Raw genomic sequence first — 13,758 nt, 5'->3', positions numbered from 1 at the left:
GCTATCTGTAGTTGCATACGTAACTGTAGTGACGGAAACGTTGCTCGGGATAACTCCCGTGTAGGCGCCGCTTGATACGTGCTACTTATATCCATCGTGAGATGTGTAGTAGATGATAGATTTCATACCGCCCATTGACTTTCCATTCTCCACGTAATAAAATATTTTTACGTAACATATTCATTGTACTGGAGGCATCCTCTCCATGCTAAACGATATTCAGGAAAGGTATTACATCGAGTCACCCGAGCAAGCTACCGTACTGCTTAACCCCATCCGCGGGGAGATTATTGCACAGCTCCTCGAACCTGGCTCTGCAGCTGAAGTAGCTCGAACTCTTGGTGAGACTGCGCAGCGGATCAACTATCACTTGAAAGCTTTGGAGAAAGCGGGGCTTGTGCAGCGAATCGGCACGCGTCAAGTGCGCAATCTGGTCGAAGTTCTGTACAGATCCATTGCCAAAACTTTCGTGCTAGCTGACAGTTTGAGCATGAAGCCTGAGACCGTGCAAAAGCTGAAGGACCAAAGCTCGCTTGCCCATCTTGTCACAACGTCAGAGCGAATAAGGCATGATGCCATGCTGCTCATGGAGCAATCTGATGGTGGAGAAGAGATTCCCAGTGCTACGCTGCAGCTCCAAGTTCATTTGTCCGATGAGCATCAGCGACAAGCGTTCATTGAGGAATATGCTGCTATGGTGCAGCAGTTAGTGGAACGTTACGCTGCCGGCAAAGATGAGAATGAGGCCTATCAAGTGTTATTAGCCGTGTATCCGAAACCGAAAGAATGAGGAGGACGCCTACGATGAGTCAAGAACATGAGCAAGAGAAAGAACCAAAAAGAGAACAGAAGGACACCGTGCCAGGTGCAGCTATAATCACATGGGAGCTCCCTAGAGAGCGCGTAGCTCCAATCAAATCAGACGGCCAAGTGATCTCCATTGACGATTATCGCCGCCAAGGTTTATCTGAGTCAGAAGCTACCTTTAACGTTCGTGAATTCCCTTCTTCTCAGGGTGAGGAACCCGTCCGTCTTGTCATCATTTCCTCTGGTTTTGGCCAGAAACAACCTGCTTACCGTCATACGTTACAAAGCAGAGCTGCGGCTTAAAAAGAAAGATACTCCTCAAAATAGAAAGGATGAATCCTATGAGCTTCATACCTATGGTTGTTGAACAATCCTCGCGCGGAGAGCGCTCTTACGATATTTATTCCCGTTTACTTAAAGACAGAATTGTCTTCTTAGGAACAGAAGTGAACGATCAAGTAGCCAATGCGATTATTGCCCAGCTCTTGTTTCTTTCCGCTGAAGATCCTGAGAAAGACATTTCTCTCTACATTAACTCCCCTGGCGGTTCAACATCAGCCGGATTGGCTATCTATGATACGATGAATTTCATCAAACCTGACGTATCTACAATTTGTGTGGGAATGGCGGCATCCATGGGCGCAATTCTTCTGACAGCCGGTGCGCCGGGCAAACGTTTTGCACTGCCAAACGCAGAAGTCATGATTCATCAGCCTTGGGGCGGCGCTCAAGGGCAAGCCAGCGATATTCATATTCGCGCTCAGCATATTCTCAAAACACGCCACACGCTTAACCGTATTCTCGCAGATACAACAAAACAGCCAATCGAGAAAATCGAGCTGGATACGGACCGCGATTACTATTTGGAGGCCGCGGATGCGAAGACGTACGGTCTGATTGACAAGGTTATCGAGAGGATTTAAGGCCGAGACCAAGGTACTAATAGATCCTCAAAAAGAAGAAGCTGTCTCAAAAGTAGCAAACACTACTTTCACAGAGATCAGCTTCTTCTTTGTGCGATATGGCTGCTTCACAACCTAAACTCGGATAAGACCTTCCCTCGAAATCGTCAGCTTCTCCCAACCGCTGTCCGTAATCAGATACGTATCCTCAACGCCAACTACTCCGCGTCCGGGAAACGTAAACTTCGGCTCGATGGCGATGACCATACCGGGAGCCAGCGGGTATTTGAAGCCTTTGGCGAGAACCGGCAATTCGTCGATCTCGAGCCCGATGCCGTGACCAAGAAACTTCACTTGGTCGGCGCCGTACCCCATGAAGTGGGCGCTCAGCCCCGCTTCATGTACTTGATCCAGCGCGAGCAGATACAGATGCTCGGCAATTATGCCCGGCTGCAGCTTAGCCTCCGTGGCGCGGAGTACCTGCTCCGCCACGTCGTAAGCATGCTGCAGCTCAGGGTCCAAATCGTCGATCACGAGCGTGCGCGTCTGATCGATCAAATACCCGTCGACCATGCAGCCAATGTCGACGAGAACCGGTTCGCCGCGCACCAGCAGCGCGCGGCCTGAGCTTTGCGGGCTGGACGGGTGGAGCCCCGTACCCCCGGCCGGCCCGTCAAAATAGGTGGGCACCGCTGCCGCCGCGCCTGTCGCGACCATTCCGGTGATTAACTCGGAATTGTACGCGCGCATGCGCATCAGCCCTTGGTGCCCGCGCAGCCGGAGCTGATGCTCGATGAGCGCCATCAGCTCAAACTCCGCCATCCCCTCACGAATGTGGGGGATGACCGCTTCCAGCGCCGCGTCGACGACGCGCGCCGCCTCCCGAATCGCCGCGACTTCGTCCGGCGATTTGATCATTCGCTGCTCGCGCACGAGCAGCGAGCCATCCTCCCAGGCGGCGCCGGGCAGCGCCGCCTGGAGTTTCCCAAACAGCTGAACGGGCAACACGTCCAGCTCCGTCGCGATCCGCAGCGGAGCATCCGCCGCCGCGGCACCGCTCGCGCAGCGCGCGCGAAGACGCTCAGCCAGCGTCTTCCAGGATCCCAGCGCTTCCACGTCCGCTGACGCTTCCTCCTCCGCGCGGATCAAACTGCGGCGAACGAGATAAAGCGCCTCGCCCTCCGCCGGGATAAACAAATACCCCGTCTGCATCGAGCCGCAATAATAATATATATCCACATGATGGGTGACCAGGAAGCCGGACCATCCCCGTTTGATCATCTCGCCCTGAAGCCACTGCTGCCTTAGCTGGAAAATCGTCATTCGTACCTCTCCTCACAACTCCAAGAATGTACACCTCATCTGCTATTATACATTCAAAATACCATTTCTGCAGAACACTTAATCCTCCAAGTAATCGGCTGCAAAACAGTATATGTTCTCGGGAACTGCAAGCGAATAAACATAATGACCCCAGGTCGGTTCAGCGTAACCGAGTAACCATAAGCAGAATTTGTATAAGTATAAGGAAATACCTCCCCCTCATTAACGATCTTAAATAACTCTACCACCACCTCATCCTGTAAAAAAGTGCCAGGCAGCGGATTATTCGCCGTATCCAGTCTTAAGTTTGTCTGCAAATATTGCAGGGCCACAGTCCTTGCCCTACTCTCATCTATCGCATGGATGCCCTCAGCCAGCTTCACCTGATCATTTTGCTGAGCAGCCGCATGAACCGCACGGTTCAGCGCATGCTTCCCATGAAAAAGCGTGTGCATGGCCAGCTCTTCATCCGTTTGCAGCGCATACATCGACATGAATACGACACTCATCAGCGCCATGAATAGTAACTTATACACAACATCCCCTCAACCCTCAAGGCACATACTCACTCATCTTCATGCCGCTGGCCCCCATGCGGTCCGTTTCGGCAGGGACTGTTATCCCCACTAATCGATCAATAACAAAAAGCCGATGATACGGATACGTCAGCTTCAAACTCAAGCCTGCTCCCCGCCAAACAGTTGATGTTACATCCATCCCCCCTGTTCCCGTTGTAGTTTCAATCGTATACACAAGTTCTCCTGGCGTGAAGCCCCTGGACTCCATACGATTCCTGGACTCTTGAATCATCGACTGATCGATGTACCCATGCCTGCCGTTAGCGCCAATCTCCAGTAGATAGTCAACCTCTTTTTGCAAAACAGCCTGTCGAACGATAATAACATGCTTATACACGGGAGCGAACATGAACCAACTTAACTTCTGATTAGTACAAACATTTTTTAATATGTCACCCTTTTAAAAGCTTTTTAGCCTCCGGTAATGTTAAGTACGGACTTTGTACGTTCTTGATACCCTCACACTTCAACAACATCAATCCCTTCGTTTCAATTTTTTCGGCGCCGGCACAATCTAATGTGATTCGACTATTCGTAGCATCCTCATGTTTAAATGCCATCCTTACAGTTAAATTACTCTTCAATCCTGATTCAAGCAGCTTTGAGTCTGGCCTTTGCATGGAGAGAATCAGAAACACACCCAACGCCCTTCCTGTGGCCGCAATGTCCTCGATGATCGGCATGAGCTTCCTATCCTTTTTCAGCAAGGCTACTTCATCAATGGCTAAGATGATAAATGGGATTTTAAACGGCAGATCGATGATATTAGAAACTTCGTGTTTATCGCATAGGTCGCCACGTATAATCAACTCTTCGCTAATCTTATCCAACACTTTCGAAAGTCCCGGTCTGTCGTTGACCACAGCTTTGACGTGCTTAATCCCTCTGAACAAGTGAAACTCACTACGCTTTAGATCAGCCAGGTATAACTCGATCTCTGCAGGCTTCATATGAAGAATCAACGTAGATATAATAGCTCGTAGTGCCGTACTCTTTCCGCTCCCTGTCTCTCCTGCAATAAGCAGGTGAGGGTTCTCCGTCATCTCGATTATCTCCCATCCTTCGCGTGAGCAGCCAGCTATGATAGGTAGATGGTACCCATCTAACGGAATGTCTGACAGATTGTAATCGAACTTCTCTATCCCTTTGTTATACACCCTCAAAGTGAAGGTTGAAGTATCTCCCACCAAGTCGACGTGCTCACCAAATCCCTGTTTAAACACCCAGTAGAATTTAGTTACGCGTTCCGGATCAAGACCGATAGGCAGCGTGAATGAGTGCTCCTCTCGATCTTCGAAAGTTTCATGTCCATTTACCACGGGATAGGTGTACACCCATTTGTCATCCACTTTGTTTTTGAGATATAGTCGGGCTCGATTGAAACAAGTGTGCAGAGTATCCTTCTCGGCCGGTGCGCCTCCTGCCTTGGAAAGCACAATCGCGCCACCGAATCCACCCACGAACATAGCAGCTCCTAGCGCAAACAGGATCATATCCCGAACACTCCTCTCGCGTAATGCAGCAGTTTAGACACTTCGACTAACACGATGATAGCTACAGTGAGATACATGGAGATCCGGACGAAAACAATTTTGTTTTGCTGCTTAGCTTCCTTGAGAATGCCGGATACAATGGCATCAAGGGCGCCCAATCCCAATATGGTGAAAGCAATTTCCATGGTGCATCACTCCTCATTTTTTAGAATTAAGCAGCGGCTTGTTAATCACTGGTTTAGTTGGAGTGTGAACGGTAGGTGGCTTATTGATATACGGTGGTCGTGTAGGCTGTTTGATTGGCTGTTCCGTGGCTTCGAATACGAGTTTCTTATCTATGCCGCAGTATAGGCGGAAAGCGTCTCTTAATGCATCAGAGCGTTTCCCCTCCGGTATAGAAAAGTACTTCTCCTGTATATCTCGATCCAAATTCGGTCTGAATGGAGCCATCATATACGCTCGTTTCTTAGCCATACTGTTCACTCCTTATCATCAACCATCATGTTGAATATTTTCCCCAACCACGTCGGCGGAATTTTCTTGTATAACTCGGGGTTATTCAACTTATCCGCATCGCAGTTTGCAGCTAACTCAGCTAACGTTTTGGAATTGTGTAGGATGTCGATAAACCGGTCATGCAGCCGGTTGTCGCGCCGCCACTCCTTTACATGGTAGTAAGTTGCGCGTCCGGCCTCTACGATGTAAGCAGCAAATATCAACTCTAGAATCATTGTGTATACCTCCTTGTTAGTCGTTTGATATAACATATTGTCGAATGCTCGTACATTATTCCACCAGATTAATTATTAATTTTATGGTATAATGTTTATAAGCAGGAATTTATATGTGGGACGGTGAATTCTTATGGTATAGGGCAAAACATGGAGGATAAGACGTTGCTGAAATCGAGGATCAAAATTGTAATCGCCGAGTCTGAAACGGCTAGTGGAAATAAAATAAACCGTACTGATTTAGCGGCATCATTGGGCATCACACCAATATATTTAAGCTCCATTATCGCTGGTAAGAAGGTGCCTAACGCTGAGTTAGTATTTAAGTTAGCTAAGCTGTTAGATCGCAAGGTGGATGACTTGTACATATATGAGGAGGAATAAAGATGATTGAATGGAAAAAGTGGGATCATGGAAATCCAATGCCAACCAAGGATTTTTATTTAGTGTCAAATGGAACATATGTTGATGTCGCATATTGTGAAGATGAAAACAACTACGGATACACTTGGTGGGGACGTGACCATGCACTTCGCGCTGGAGTAACCCATTACGCTGAAATAAATCTTCCGGTAAAGGAGACAGATAACCAATGAGCAGACTGGATGAGATAAAAAGAAGCATCGATGAGTGTACAGACTCGTATGCAGATAATGGGGAGTTTGTTGACGATATAAAGTATCTTCTTGATGAAGTCAAACGGTTAAGCAATGAACTCAAAAAGATTGCTGATATGGAAGTTCCTAAATCAGCTGAGAGTGCTTTCACACAAGATATGCAAGAAATAGCATGTAACGCAGTCGATTATGTATAGCTTATGAGGCGAAGTTATATGATCGAGGAAGTTACTGGAGTGGACTTGATACAAATTTTGGTAAAGGAGACAGAGTGACATGATTAAGTTAAGACGAAGAGTGAAAAGAGACGGATATAACTACGAGGTTGATTGGTATGTCAGGAAAGAAGCGATACTTGGCGTTTATGGGAAAGACAGCTTCACATGCATTTACATGAGCCCCGGAGTCGAATAGGAAGTTATGACAAAAGTTGAGGAAGTTTTAAGATTAATCTCCGAATGAGTAAAGGTGGAAGCAAACGAATGAAATTTCTGGACATTGTTGTTAACGAATGGGCAGGCGAAAATAACCCTCAGCGAACTGGTATCTTCATAAGAAATAAAGGCAAGTCTATTCAGTTTACAGACGGAAAAGGGGATTTTTGGGAGATAATAAACGATAAAAATAGTAAGTTCACCGTCATCGGAAATTTACAGGACGAAAAATGAGAAAAAGTAACGTAGACACATCCAACCTACCTAAATCAACTCACTTGATGCAGCGAAGGATTACTTCGATCGTTTTGGTAAGCTCACATTTTGGGGATGGGAGATGACTAAACCGCCGTATGCGATTTACACGTACTTGCGGAATGATCAGCGGGAGTACTTTGTAGATATATTCGAGGATGGTACGGTAGTGGTAATTGATAAGTATAAGTTGTTGTATGGAGATTGAGGAGAAGCCCCCACGGATTAGTGTGAGGGCTTTTTTATTACTGTACAGGTTGTCCAGATGCTTTACGTAATTCATTCGCCAACCGGTGGCGCTCATCTTTATCAGCATCAGAAGCGTGCTCATATCCATGCGCCAGCCATCGTTCAATGATTTTATTCGCATCCTCTGCACTAATACGGTTCATCATTTCATCCACGCTCCCTTTATATTGGTTCAAGTCCACATATCCGCCAATGCCCGGCACAGATCCCTTGTCAGTATATTGTTGAAACGTCCACTCACTCCAGCCACATCTGTCTTGATCGAGCGTATTTCCATAGTTCGCATACCATAGCGGATACTTTGACAGTGATTCGTCTAGGTACTGGTCCATGAAAAACGGGAAAGAGTAGATCATTGGCCGAACGTTGAAACGCTTCTCAATAGCTTCTAGCCATGCGTGAGCGATAGCTACAATCTCCGCACGAGTCTTCGCGTGAACTGTCTCAATGTCCAGAATTGGTGGAATGTCGATGGCTGCAATACCGCCTAAGCTATCCAACACATTACCAAACACCGTAGCCTCTGCAACAGCTTCTGAGACGTTCGAAGCGCGGCAGAAGTGGTAACAACCAACCGCCATTCCCACCGCGCTAGCACCCTTAATATTCGGCTCAAGAGTATCGTCGATCATGCCCGTACCCTCAGTCGCTTTCATTATGGCGAAGGAGTAACCGGCTGCCTTCACCTTCGCCCAATCGATGGCTCCTTGCCAGTGCGAAACGTCGATTCCTAAGGCATTATTAGGGTCTCTTTGCTGCATCCCCTATGCCCCCTTTTTGCTGTTTTAAAAAGTCGTGGATGGCAATGGCAGTGTCTAACGCCTTCTGTGTATCTGTGTTATACTTGCCGCTTTTCAATGCGTCAAACACGTCGGTTAGGTCCTTTGATATGCCCTCTAGATACGGGAGGACCTCATTGAAACTCATTGGATTAACCGATACTTTCTTTATTTGAGCGCCTTCTGCGGCCGCTGTCGTTTCTTGAATCGAAGCTGATGTAGCCGCAATTGCGGATACCACTTCAGGACTGGCACCTTTCTTGGGATTCATGAAAATACCAACCAACGATATAAGTCCCATGATGATGTCTGCGCTTAAATCTACAGCCACGTCCGGTATCTCGTACCCGATCACGAACTTAGCGAGCAAAGCTACCGCCGACAGCACCGGCACCAGTATTGCTTTATTCACTGTTTTCATGCAATTTCCCCCTTTTTGTTATAGATCGCAGGTGGATGGCCACCCAGAATAATATTCACCGCGTTTTTAAGCTCGTCGCTACCGTGTTGCTGGATGTCGGAATAGCAATATCGAGCGAAGCCCGCAGCGTCGTCGAGCAGTTGCCACCACTCAACTGACTGCTCTCCACTTTCTTCTGACTCGTCCATCTCAAATCTGGGCATGGGCATCATCCTCCTTGGATAGTAAAAAGCCACTCATTGTCGAGTGGCTGCAGTTTATGTAATAGGACAAAATCTACTTGTGATATACTAGATTCGAGGTGATCCTATGCAAATACTTAAAGATGAGGCTATTGCGCTATATGGCATATTCGTGGTGTTCGCCGTTTATTTCACAGCCGCGTTATTCGGTCAGTTCTTCGGTGGAATTGGTGACAGATTGTTTGGCAAGAAGGAACCAAAACAACCCAAACAGACTCCTAAAGCCTCTTCAAAGCATCGTATCAAAGATTAACGGGCTTTCTTAATCTCATTAAGTGTCCGCGGCTTAGCACCTTCTTGCTGCTGAATGTACAACATCAAATCTTGCAGTTTCTTGAGCTCGTCTAGCTTTTTATAGTAGGCGTATTTTTGTGCGTCAAAATCTTTAGCCATTGACGAGATGCCAAGCGTAGGTAAGCGGTTCAAGGTATCTTGGTCCACACTCTCAGGCTTCTGCAGGAATCCACTTAAGCCTTTTCCTATCTGTCCTGTAGCTTGTTCCAGTGCATATGCCGTTTTAACCGGTAGCCCAAACTCTTTGTTGGTGAATGGCACCTGATATTTCGTTTCTTGTCCCTCAAACTTCTGGATGGGCTTGCCGCGGAATGTGTTGTAATTTAACGCCAATTCAGCTGGTGTTTTAAGTACAGCGGACAGCGAGTCAACGACAGTCTTGCCCGGATTAGAGAGTTTAGTCAGGTCGCCTAACGGTAGGTTTAACCCCAACATTTTGCCTTTACCGTTCTCCCCGTATACCGGAATAGCGAAGCTCTCTTTCATGTAATCAGGAATGTTATCCTCATTTAATCCAACAACGTCCTGTGCGTTCTCACGAGCCTTATTAACGTACTCATACTTACGAGGATCGTTTATAGCCTGCCTAATTTGGAAAGGAATATTATTCCTCATCCACCGATAGAACGGGATTACACGGGCGGCTATATTGCTTTCAAAAGGTGTCGTGTTCGAGTAATCGAACTGTACTTCTCTCACCTTTTTAGCCGCTTCCTCAGCCGACATCCCTCTATCACGAGACCATTTATACAGTCCGAATCGATTGGCTTGATCGAAGTAGTTCCCGATTTCTTGAGAGGTTTGGAAAGCATTCTTTGGATTAAGACGCTGAGTTACTTGTCCTTTTTTATCTCGACTCAGGTTATTGATGGTTCGCTCAATTGCTCTCTCCGGATCTTCCCCCAGCTTAGCGAATTCCACTTGAGACAACGCGCTCGACGACAAACCTTGCTGACGGTATTCCTTAAACATCGCTGACTCTTTACCTTTGACTGCATTCGTTACCTCTTGGAATCCATCCTTCGTGTATTTCACAAGATCAGCTGGGTTCATACCACCTACGTAGTTGTTAAACATTGCTCCAGCTTGGTTTCGAGCATGGTATCCAAGAGAGAACAACGCTCCACGCTTCCATAGGCTTTGTAACGTGTCATAGGCTTTGAGGAATCCTTTTGTACCTTCGTCAGTAACGGCGTGCTGATAACGGTCTAGAGCAGATTTAACTCCCTTAGTTACAAGGTATTCTCCGCCAACTTCATCAGGTAATTGCCCAAGTGGATCCTTGATAAACCGGTAGTTATTCGTATTGATAACCGCAGCGTCAGACGGAACTTGCATGCCTTTTGTAAACGGCTGCGCAAACTCTTTATTCCCCAGCACTTCGCGTCTGAATTTAACTGCATTAGCGTATTGAATCAACCTTTTTTGACCGATTGCTGTAGAAAAGTATGCATTCGGTTCGAAGAACTTGCGGCCGATCTGTTGGTTAACGTCTTCTGCACTCCCCTGGAGCGTACGTGCATTCAGGATTTTCTTATCCGGGCTATTCCCCTGAACACCGCGATCGATATTAATCTTCTTTGTTCTGGCCGCACGTTCTTCAGCGCTTAAAATATGTGCCATATAGCCTTGCAATTGACCTACATCAACGCCACTATCTGCCGCCCATTGCCTAATGTCATCATTGCTCTTCATAAGATCCTGAGCCGCTTGTTGTACTTTTGGATCATTAGAGTATTGGCGAGATGGACGCGGACCATATACCTGTAGGTCCTTCTCCATAAGCCGGCCGACATCATCTCCAACTTTTAAGCCTGTGGATTTCGCAACATTACCGATGTTCCTTAGAGATTCTTCACTCTGGAATCGAATATTGTTGTTAGTCTGATTAAATAAATTTTTCAGTGTGTCATCTGATGTTCCAGATAATGTCTGATCCCATTTGTATTGAGGCACAAAAGCATGACCAAGAGCATCCTTGCCTCTTGCCAATGCAGGCTCGATAACATTTGATCGTAATGTTTGAAGTCCAGGATTCGCGCTCTCTAATGCCTTATATCCATATTTAACAGGTGCTGTCGCTAAACTAGCCGCGCCTTTTGCACCCTTAAGTAGTACGCCACCCGGAACATAAGTCAAAGGGTCAAGGCCAATATCTAGCCCTAACCCCAATGCGAATTTTCCTAATTTGTTATTAACGCCTAAATCTTTTGCGATATCAGCGCCATGAACTTTTTCTTGGCCACTGAATCCCTTCCAAGCCGCCTCGCCTATACTTTCCTTATCGTTCAAAAGGCTTTTATCGACTACGTTTTTGACAGCGCCCCCAGGTCTTCCAAGAAGTTCTAATGTGTCAAAGAACCAGTTTTGTCCTTGTGGTAAGTTCGTAGCCTTTTCAAACCAGTTTCTTTGGTCGGAATCGGATTGTTTGTATCCTGCATCTTGGATCCGTGTATTGGCATTACTGATTTGTTTTTCTATAGGAGTTGTGTCGTAAGAGTTATCTATGCCAAACAGTCCATTCCTCTTTTGTCCGGATGTTTGCTTATCAAAAAGACCCATACGTTAACCTCCTATTTAAACAGATTGAGTGGATTAGATTGCTTGGCCAGTTCTTTTAAATAATCAATATAGCCTTGTGAATCTTGTTGGCTTCCACCACCAGGTAACTTGTCCAGTAATCCATTGAATGAATTCAAACCATTTTGAAAATTGTTTTTGATCGAATCAAAACTTAACGACGGGAAAAAATTAAATGACGATGAACCTTGCGATGAATTGGCTTTGCTGGATAGGTATGATTCCACTTTTTTCGCTTCATCTGTTGTCCATCCATATTGAGTTTTGAGTTCAGCGATAAATGGCCTGATTGTCTCAGGCTTAGAGAAATCAACGCCTTTATTTGCTGCTAACGTGTCAATCATGGATAAATCGTACTCATCAATACCATGATTTGCAGTTTGTGCATTCTTCTGAGTCAACGCGTCAATTTGGGCTTGCTTGTATTTATTATCAAGATTGTTCGGATTGTTTTGTGCATCCAACTGTTGTTGTTTCATCGCTTGTTCAGCCACGAACTCTCTTTGACGTTGGTTCAGATTCGCCCATTGAAGCCCTTGTGATGCAGCAAATTGCTGCGCAGATTGCTCTAGTTGCTGCTGTTTGAATTTATTATCAATCGCTTGCTGAGCCTGATTGTCCTTCAACTGTTGGCCTTGTAGGCTAAGGTTTCCTGTTCGTGATCCTAGCAAGGAATAGTCATTCTTTGCTCCTGTGCCAAGGTCACCAGTTAATCCAACCGATTGTAGGTACGCATTCCAGTTGCTTTGCTTCTGCTGCTCCGCCGCCTGACTGTCACGGTACTGGTTGTCCAAATCACGCTGCCCAAGATCGCTCAACGCACCTGCATACTTCGATAGGTTGCCGATCTGATCTTGCTGAGCCTGATAATTAGCGAGCTGATTGCGGTAATCGTTGTTTACTTCGTCTTGGTATCTTCCATAGGCTTGCTGCATGAGCTGCGGCAGAATGTTGTTAGACACATTGCCCATCTCTTTATTTGCGATTTGTTGAGCAACTGTCGTAGCATATGAAGAATTTCCTTGACCGCGCGCAGCAAGATTGGCTAACGTATTGTTCTGTCCTTGTTGGATGTTACCTTGAGCTGTCTTTAAAGCCGCTTGGTATGCAGGATCAGCTTGTGCATTGTACTGAAATGGTGCTGCCGTCTGCTTGAACTGGAATGGCTGCGCATTGACCTTCTGACTGATCGTATCGAAGGCATTATTGACTTGTGCTGAACGATTACTTCCGATGCCGCCGATTGCCGTATTAACCTGATCTGACCACTTCTTGGCAGCATCAGCGCCTGCGGTATCACCTGCAGCACTTTTTCCACGGTACACTTCGAGAGCGCGCTGATACTCGCTTAGTCCTGCATCTTTGTTGCTTGCATAGTTGGCTAAACGTTGGTCCCAAGGTACTTCGTCATCTACTGGTTTTCTGTACGTGACTGCCATGAAATTCAGCCTCCTTAAATGAAAAAGAGCCCTCAATGAGGACTCTCTGTTTTATTTTTTCGCTTCGAGTGCAGCAATTTGCGCTTCGTAGTCGGCGATGCGTTTTTCAGCGTCTGCAATTTGCTTGTTATACATATCGATAAATTTCTGAACATCAGCTTTCGGAATGTTGGGATTCTTTAATGAGTCTTGATTGACTTGTAACAATTGTTTGTCAGAAATTATATTTTCTTTTTCTTCAGCAATCTTCTTTTTCAAATCGTCAATTGATACTGTTGGAGTGTTTGGCGTAATTACGCTACCACCAGGTATAACGGTTGTTGAATTATTACCGGTAGTTCCATTCTTAGTCAAAACAACCTCTCTATCTTCTGTAAATGTGACCTTATATCCAACTGCCTCACCGAATTCTCTTACTGGCAGATACGTTTTATCATTTACAACAATGGCTTCCCCAACTGAGTTACCTTCAACCGTAACTGGGAAGACCCCTTGTACAACAGAGTCTATCAATTTAGTAACCTCCTGAGCGTTCGCTCCAGCCGCCGTGGCTAGGAATATGCCGAATAATGTTCCAATAATATATTTCCGCATCTCGTCATCCCCTAATGGTA

At 46.2% G+C, this 13,758-nt stretch carries 23 protein-coding genes; 10 read left to right on the top strand and 13 right to left on the bottom strand.

Translation table 11 applies throughout. The annotated features are described in order from the left end of the window. Positions 1-205: 205 nt before the first annotated feature. From AC3WTJ_RS33885 to clpP, 3 genes are read left to right on the top strand one after another with little or no spacing between them, the layout of a single operon-like run. The gene (locus AC3WTJ_RS33885) at positions 206-790 is read left to right on the top strand and encodes an ArsR/SmtB family transcription factor (RefSeq protein WP_492525744.1); all 585 of its coding nucleotides are present in this window, start codon (positions 206-208) and stop codon (positions 788-790) included. A gap of 14 nt (positions 791-804) precedes the next feature. Next, positions 805-1,110 (top strand): hypothetical protein, encoded by a 306-nt coding sequence (locus tag AC3WTJ_RS33880; RefSeq protein ID WP_492525742.1) that lies wholly within the window; start codon positions 805-807, stop codon positions 1,108-1,110. A gap of 38 nt (positions 1,111-1,148) precedes the next feature. Continuing rightward, a complete protein-coding gene (gene clpP / locus AC3WTJ_RS33875) occupies positions 1,149-1,730 on the top strand; it encodes an ATP-dependent Clp endopeptidase proteolytic subunit ClpP (RefSeq protein ID WP_157317564.1) in 582 nt (193 codons plus the stop codon). Positions 1,731-1,844: 114 nt separating this feature from the next. Here the strand turns inward: clpP and AC3WTJ_RS33870 are convergent, their stop codons facing one another. Genes AC3WTJ_RS33870 through AC3WTJ_RS33840 form a run of 7 tightly spaced genes read right to left on the bottom strand, consistent with a single transcriptional unit; the run spans position 1,845 to position 5,834 of the window. Further along, positions 1,845-3,032 carry a M24 family metallopeptidase gene (locus AC3WTJ_RS33870; protein WP_492525739.1) on the bottom strand — a complete coding sequence of 396 codons (1,188 nt, stop codon included), beginning with the start codon at positions 3,030-3,032 and terminating at the stop codon, positions 1,845-1,847. Between the two features lie 53 nt (positions 3,033-3,085). Then, the gene (locus AC3WTJ_RS33865) at positions 3,086-3,568 is read right to left on the bottom strand and encodes a hypothetical protein (RefSeq protein ID WP_492525737.1); all 483 of its coding nucleotides are present in this window, start codon (positions 3,566-3,568) and stop codon (positions 3,086-3,088) included. 16 nt (positions 3,569-3,584) lie between these two features. Next, entirely contained in the window at positions 3,585-3,959 is a 375-nt protein-coding gene (locus AC3WTJ_RS33860) for a hypothetical protein (RefSeq protein ID WP_492525735.1), read from the bottom strand. A gap of 43 nt (positions 3,960-4,002) precedes the next feature. Beyond that, complete coding sequence (locus tag AC3WTJ_RS33855) at positions 4,003-5,103, bottom strand: FtsK/SpoIIIE domain-containing protein (protein ID WP_492525733.1); 1,101 nt, start codon at positions 5,101-5,103, stop codon at positions 4,003-4,005. After that, positions 5,100-5,288: a hypothetical protein gene (locus AC3WTJ_RS33850; RefSeq protein ID WP_492525731.1), complete on the bottom strand. Its 189-nt coding sequence runs from the start codon at positions 5,286-5,288 to the stop codon at positions 5,100-5,102. Before AC3WTJ_RS33850 ends, AC3WTJ_RS33855 begins: the two co-directional genes overlap by 4 nt. Before the next feature lie 13 nt (positions 5,289-5,301). Beyond that, entirely contained in the window at positions 5,302-5,577 is a 276-nt protein-coding gene (locus AC3WTJ_RS33845) for a hypothetical protein (protein ID WP_492525729.1), read from the bottom strand. Between the two features lie 5 nt (positions 5,578-5,582). Next, positions 5,583-5,834 (bottom strand): hypothetical protein, encoded by a 252-nt coding sequence (locus AC3WTJ_RS33840; RefSeq protein WP_492525727.1) that lies wholly within the window; start codon positions 5,832-5,834, stop codon positions 5,583-5,585. A 165-nt stretch (positions 5,835-5,999) separates the two neighbouring features. On the opposite strand from AC3WTJ_RS33840, the gene AC3WTJ_RS33835 reads away from it, so the two are divergent. The 6 genes from AC3WTJ_RS33835 to AC3WTJ_RS33810 all read left to right on the top strand — a co-directional run bounded on the left by AC3WTJ_RS33835 (position 6,000) and on the right by AC3WTJ_RS33810 (position 7,348). Then, complete coding sequence (locus AC3WTJ_RS33835; RefSeq protein WP_492525725.1) at positions 6,000-6,218, top strand: helix-turn-helix transcriptional regulator; 219 nt, start codon at positions 6,000-6,002, stop codon at positions 6,216-6,218. 2 nt (positions 6,219-6,220) lie between these two features. Further along, positions 6,221-6,430, top strand: coding sequence for a hypothetical protein (locus AC3WTJ_RS33830; protein WP_492525723.1), 210 nt, complete (start codon positions 6,221-6,223; stop codon positions 6,428-6,430). Further along, positions 6,427-6,648: a hypothetical protein gene (locus AC3WTJ_RS33825; RefSeq protein ID WP_492525721.1), complete on the top strand. Its 222-nt coding sequence runs from the start codon at positions 6,427-6,429 to the stop codon at positions 6,646-6,648. Before AC3WTJ_RS33830 ends, AC3WTJ_RS33825 begins: the two co-directional genes overlap by 4 nt. A gap of 79 nt (positions 6,649-6,727) precedes the next feature. Next, positions 6,728-6,865, top strand: a complete 138-nt coding sequence (locus tag AC3WTJ_RS33820; RefSeq protein ID WP_492525719.1) for a hypothetical protein — start codon at positions 6,728-6,730, stop codon at positions 6,863-6,865. 68 nt (positions 6,866-6,933) lie between these two features. Further along, positions 6,934-7,119, top strand: coding sequence for a hypothetical protein (locus tag AC3WTJ_RS33815; protein WP_492525717.1), 186 nt, complete (start codon positions 6,934-6,936; stop codon positions 7,117-7,119). Positions 7,120-7,222: 103 nt separating this feature from the next. Then, on the top strand, positions 7,223-7,348 hold the full coding sequence (locus AC3WTJ_RS33810; protein WP_492525715.1) for a hypothetical protein: 126 nt from the start codon (positions 7,223-7,225) through the stop codon (positions 7,346-7,348). Positions 7,349-7,385: 37 nt separating this feature from the next. Here the strand turns inward: AC3WTJ_RS33810 and AC3WTJ_RS33805 are convergent, their stop codons facing one another. From AC3WTJ_RS33805 to AC3WTJ_RS33795, 3 genes are read right to left on the bottom strand one after another with little or no spacing between them, the layout of a single operon-like run. Then, positions 7,386-8,150 carry a glycoside hydrolase family 25 protein gene (locus tag AC3WTJ_RS33805; protein WP_492525713.1) on the bottom strand — a complete coding sequence of 255 codons (765 nt, stop codon included), beginning with the start codon at positions 8,148-8,150 and terminating at the stop codon, positions 7,386-7,388. Continuing rightward, positions 8,131-8,589 (bottom strand): hypothetical protein, encoded by a 459-nt coding sequence (locus tag AC3WTJ_RS33800; protein WP_492525711.1) that lies wholly within the window; start codon positions 8,587-8,589, stop codon positions 8,131-8,133. Before AC3WTJ_RS33800 ends, AC3WTJ_RS33805 begins: the two co-directional genes overlap by 20 nt. Next, positions 8,586-8,792 carry a hypothetical protein gene (locus AC3WTJ_RS33795; RefSeq protein ID WP_492525709.1) on the bottom strand — a complete coding sequence of 69 codons (207 nt, stop codon included), beginning with the start codon at positions 8,790-8,792 and terminating at the stop codon, positions 8,586-8,588. Before AC3WTJ_RS33795 ends, AC3WTJ_RS33800 begins: the two co-directional genes overlap by 4 nt. A gap of 106 nt (positions 8,793-8,898) precedes the next feature. Between AC3WTJ_RS33795 and AC3WTJ_RS33790 the strand changes: the two genes are divergently transcribed. Next, complete coding sequence (locus tag AC3WTJ_RS33790; RefSeq protein ID WP_492525707.1) at positions 8,899-9,084, top strand: hypothetical protein; 186 nt, start codon at positions 8,899-8,901, stop codon at positions 9,082-9,084. Here the strand turns inward: AC3WTJ_RS33790 and AC3WTJ_RS33785 are convergent. Genes AC3WTJ_RS33785 through AC3WTJ_RS33775 form a run of 3 tightly spaced genes read right to left on the bottom strand, consistent with a single transcriptional unit; the run spans position 9,081 to position 13,738 of the window. Then, complete coding sequence (locus AC3WTJ_RS33785; protein ID WP_492525705.1) at positions 9,081-11,687, bottom strand: hypothetical protein; 2,607 nt, start codon at positions 11,685-11,687, stop codon at positions 9,081-9,083. The genes AC3WTJ_RS33790 and AC3WTJ_RS33785 overlap by 4 nt on opposite strands. Positions 11,688-11,698: 11 nt before the next feature. Next, on the bottom strand, positions 11,699-13,144 hold the full coding sequence (locus AC3WTJ_RS33780; protein WP_492525703.1) for a hypothetical protein: 1,446 nt from the start codon (positions 13,142-13,144) through the stop codon (positions 11,699-11,701). 51 nt (positions 13,145-13,195) lie between these two features. Then, complete coding sequence (locus AC3WTJ_RS33775) at positions 13,196-13,738, bottom strand: stalk domain-containing protein (protein WP_492525701.1); 543 nt, start codon at positions 13,736-13,738, stop codon at positions 13,196-13,198. Positions 13,739-13,758: the final 20 nt, after the last annotated feature.

The sequence above is a fragment of the Paenibacillus sp. FW101-FHT12H11 genome (assembly GCF_058790355.1).
The sequence above is the reverse complement of the archived record's forward strand: the minus strand, read 5'-3'. Positions and strand labels throughout refer to the sequence as shown.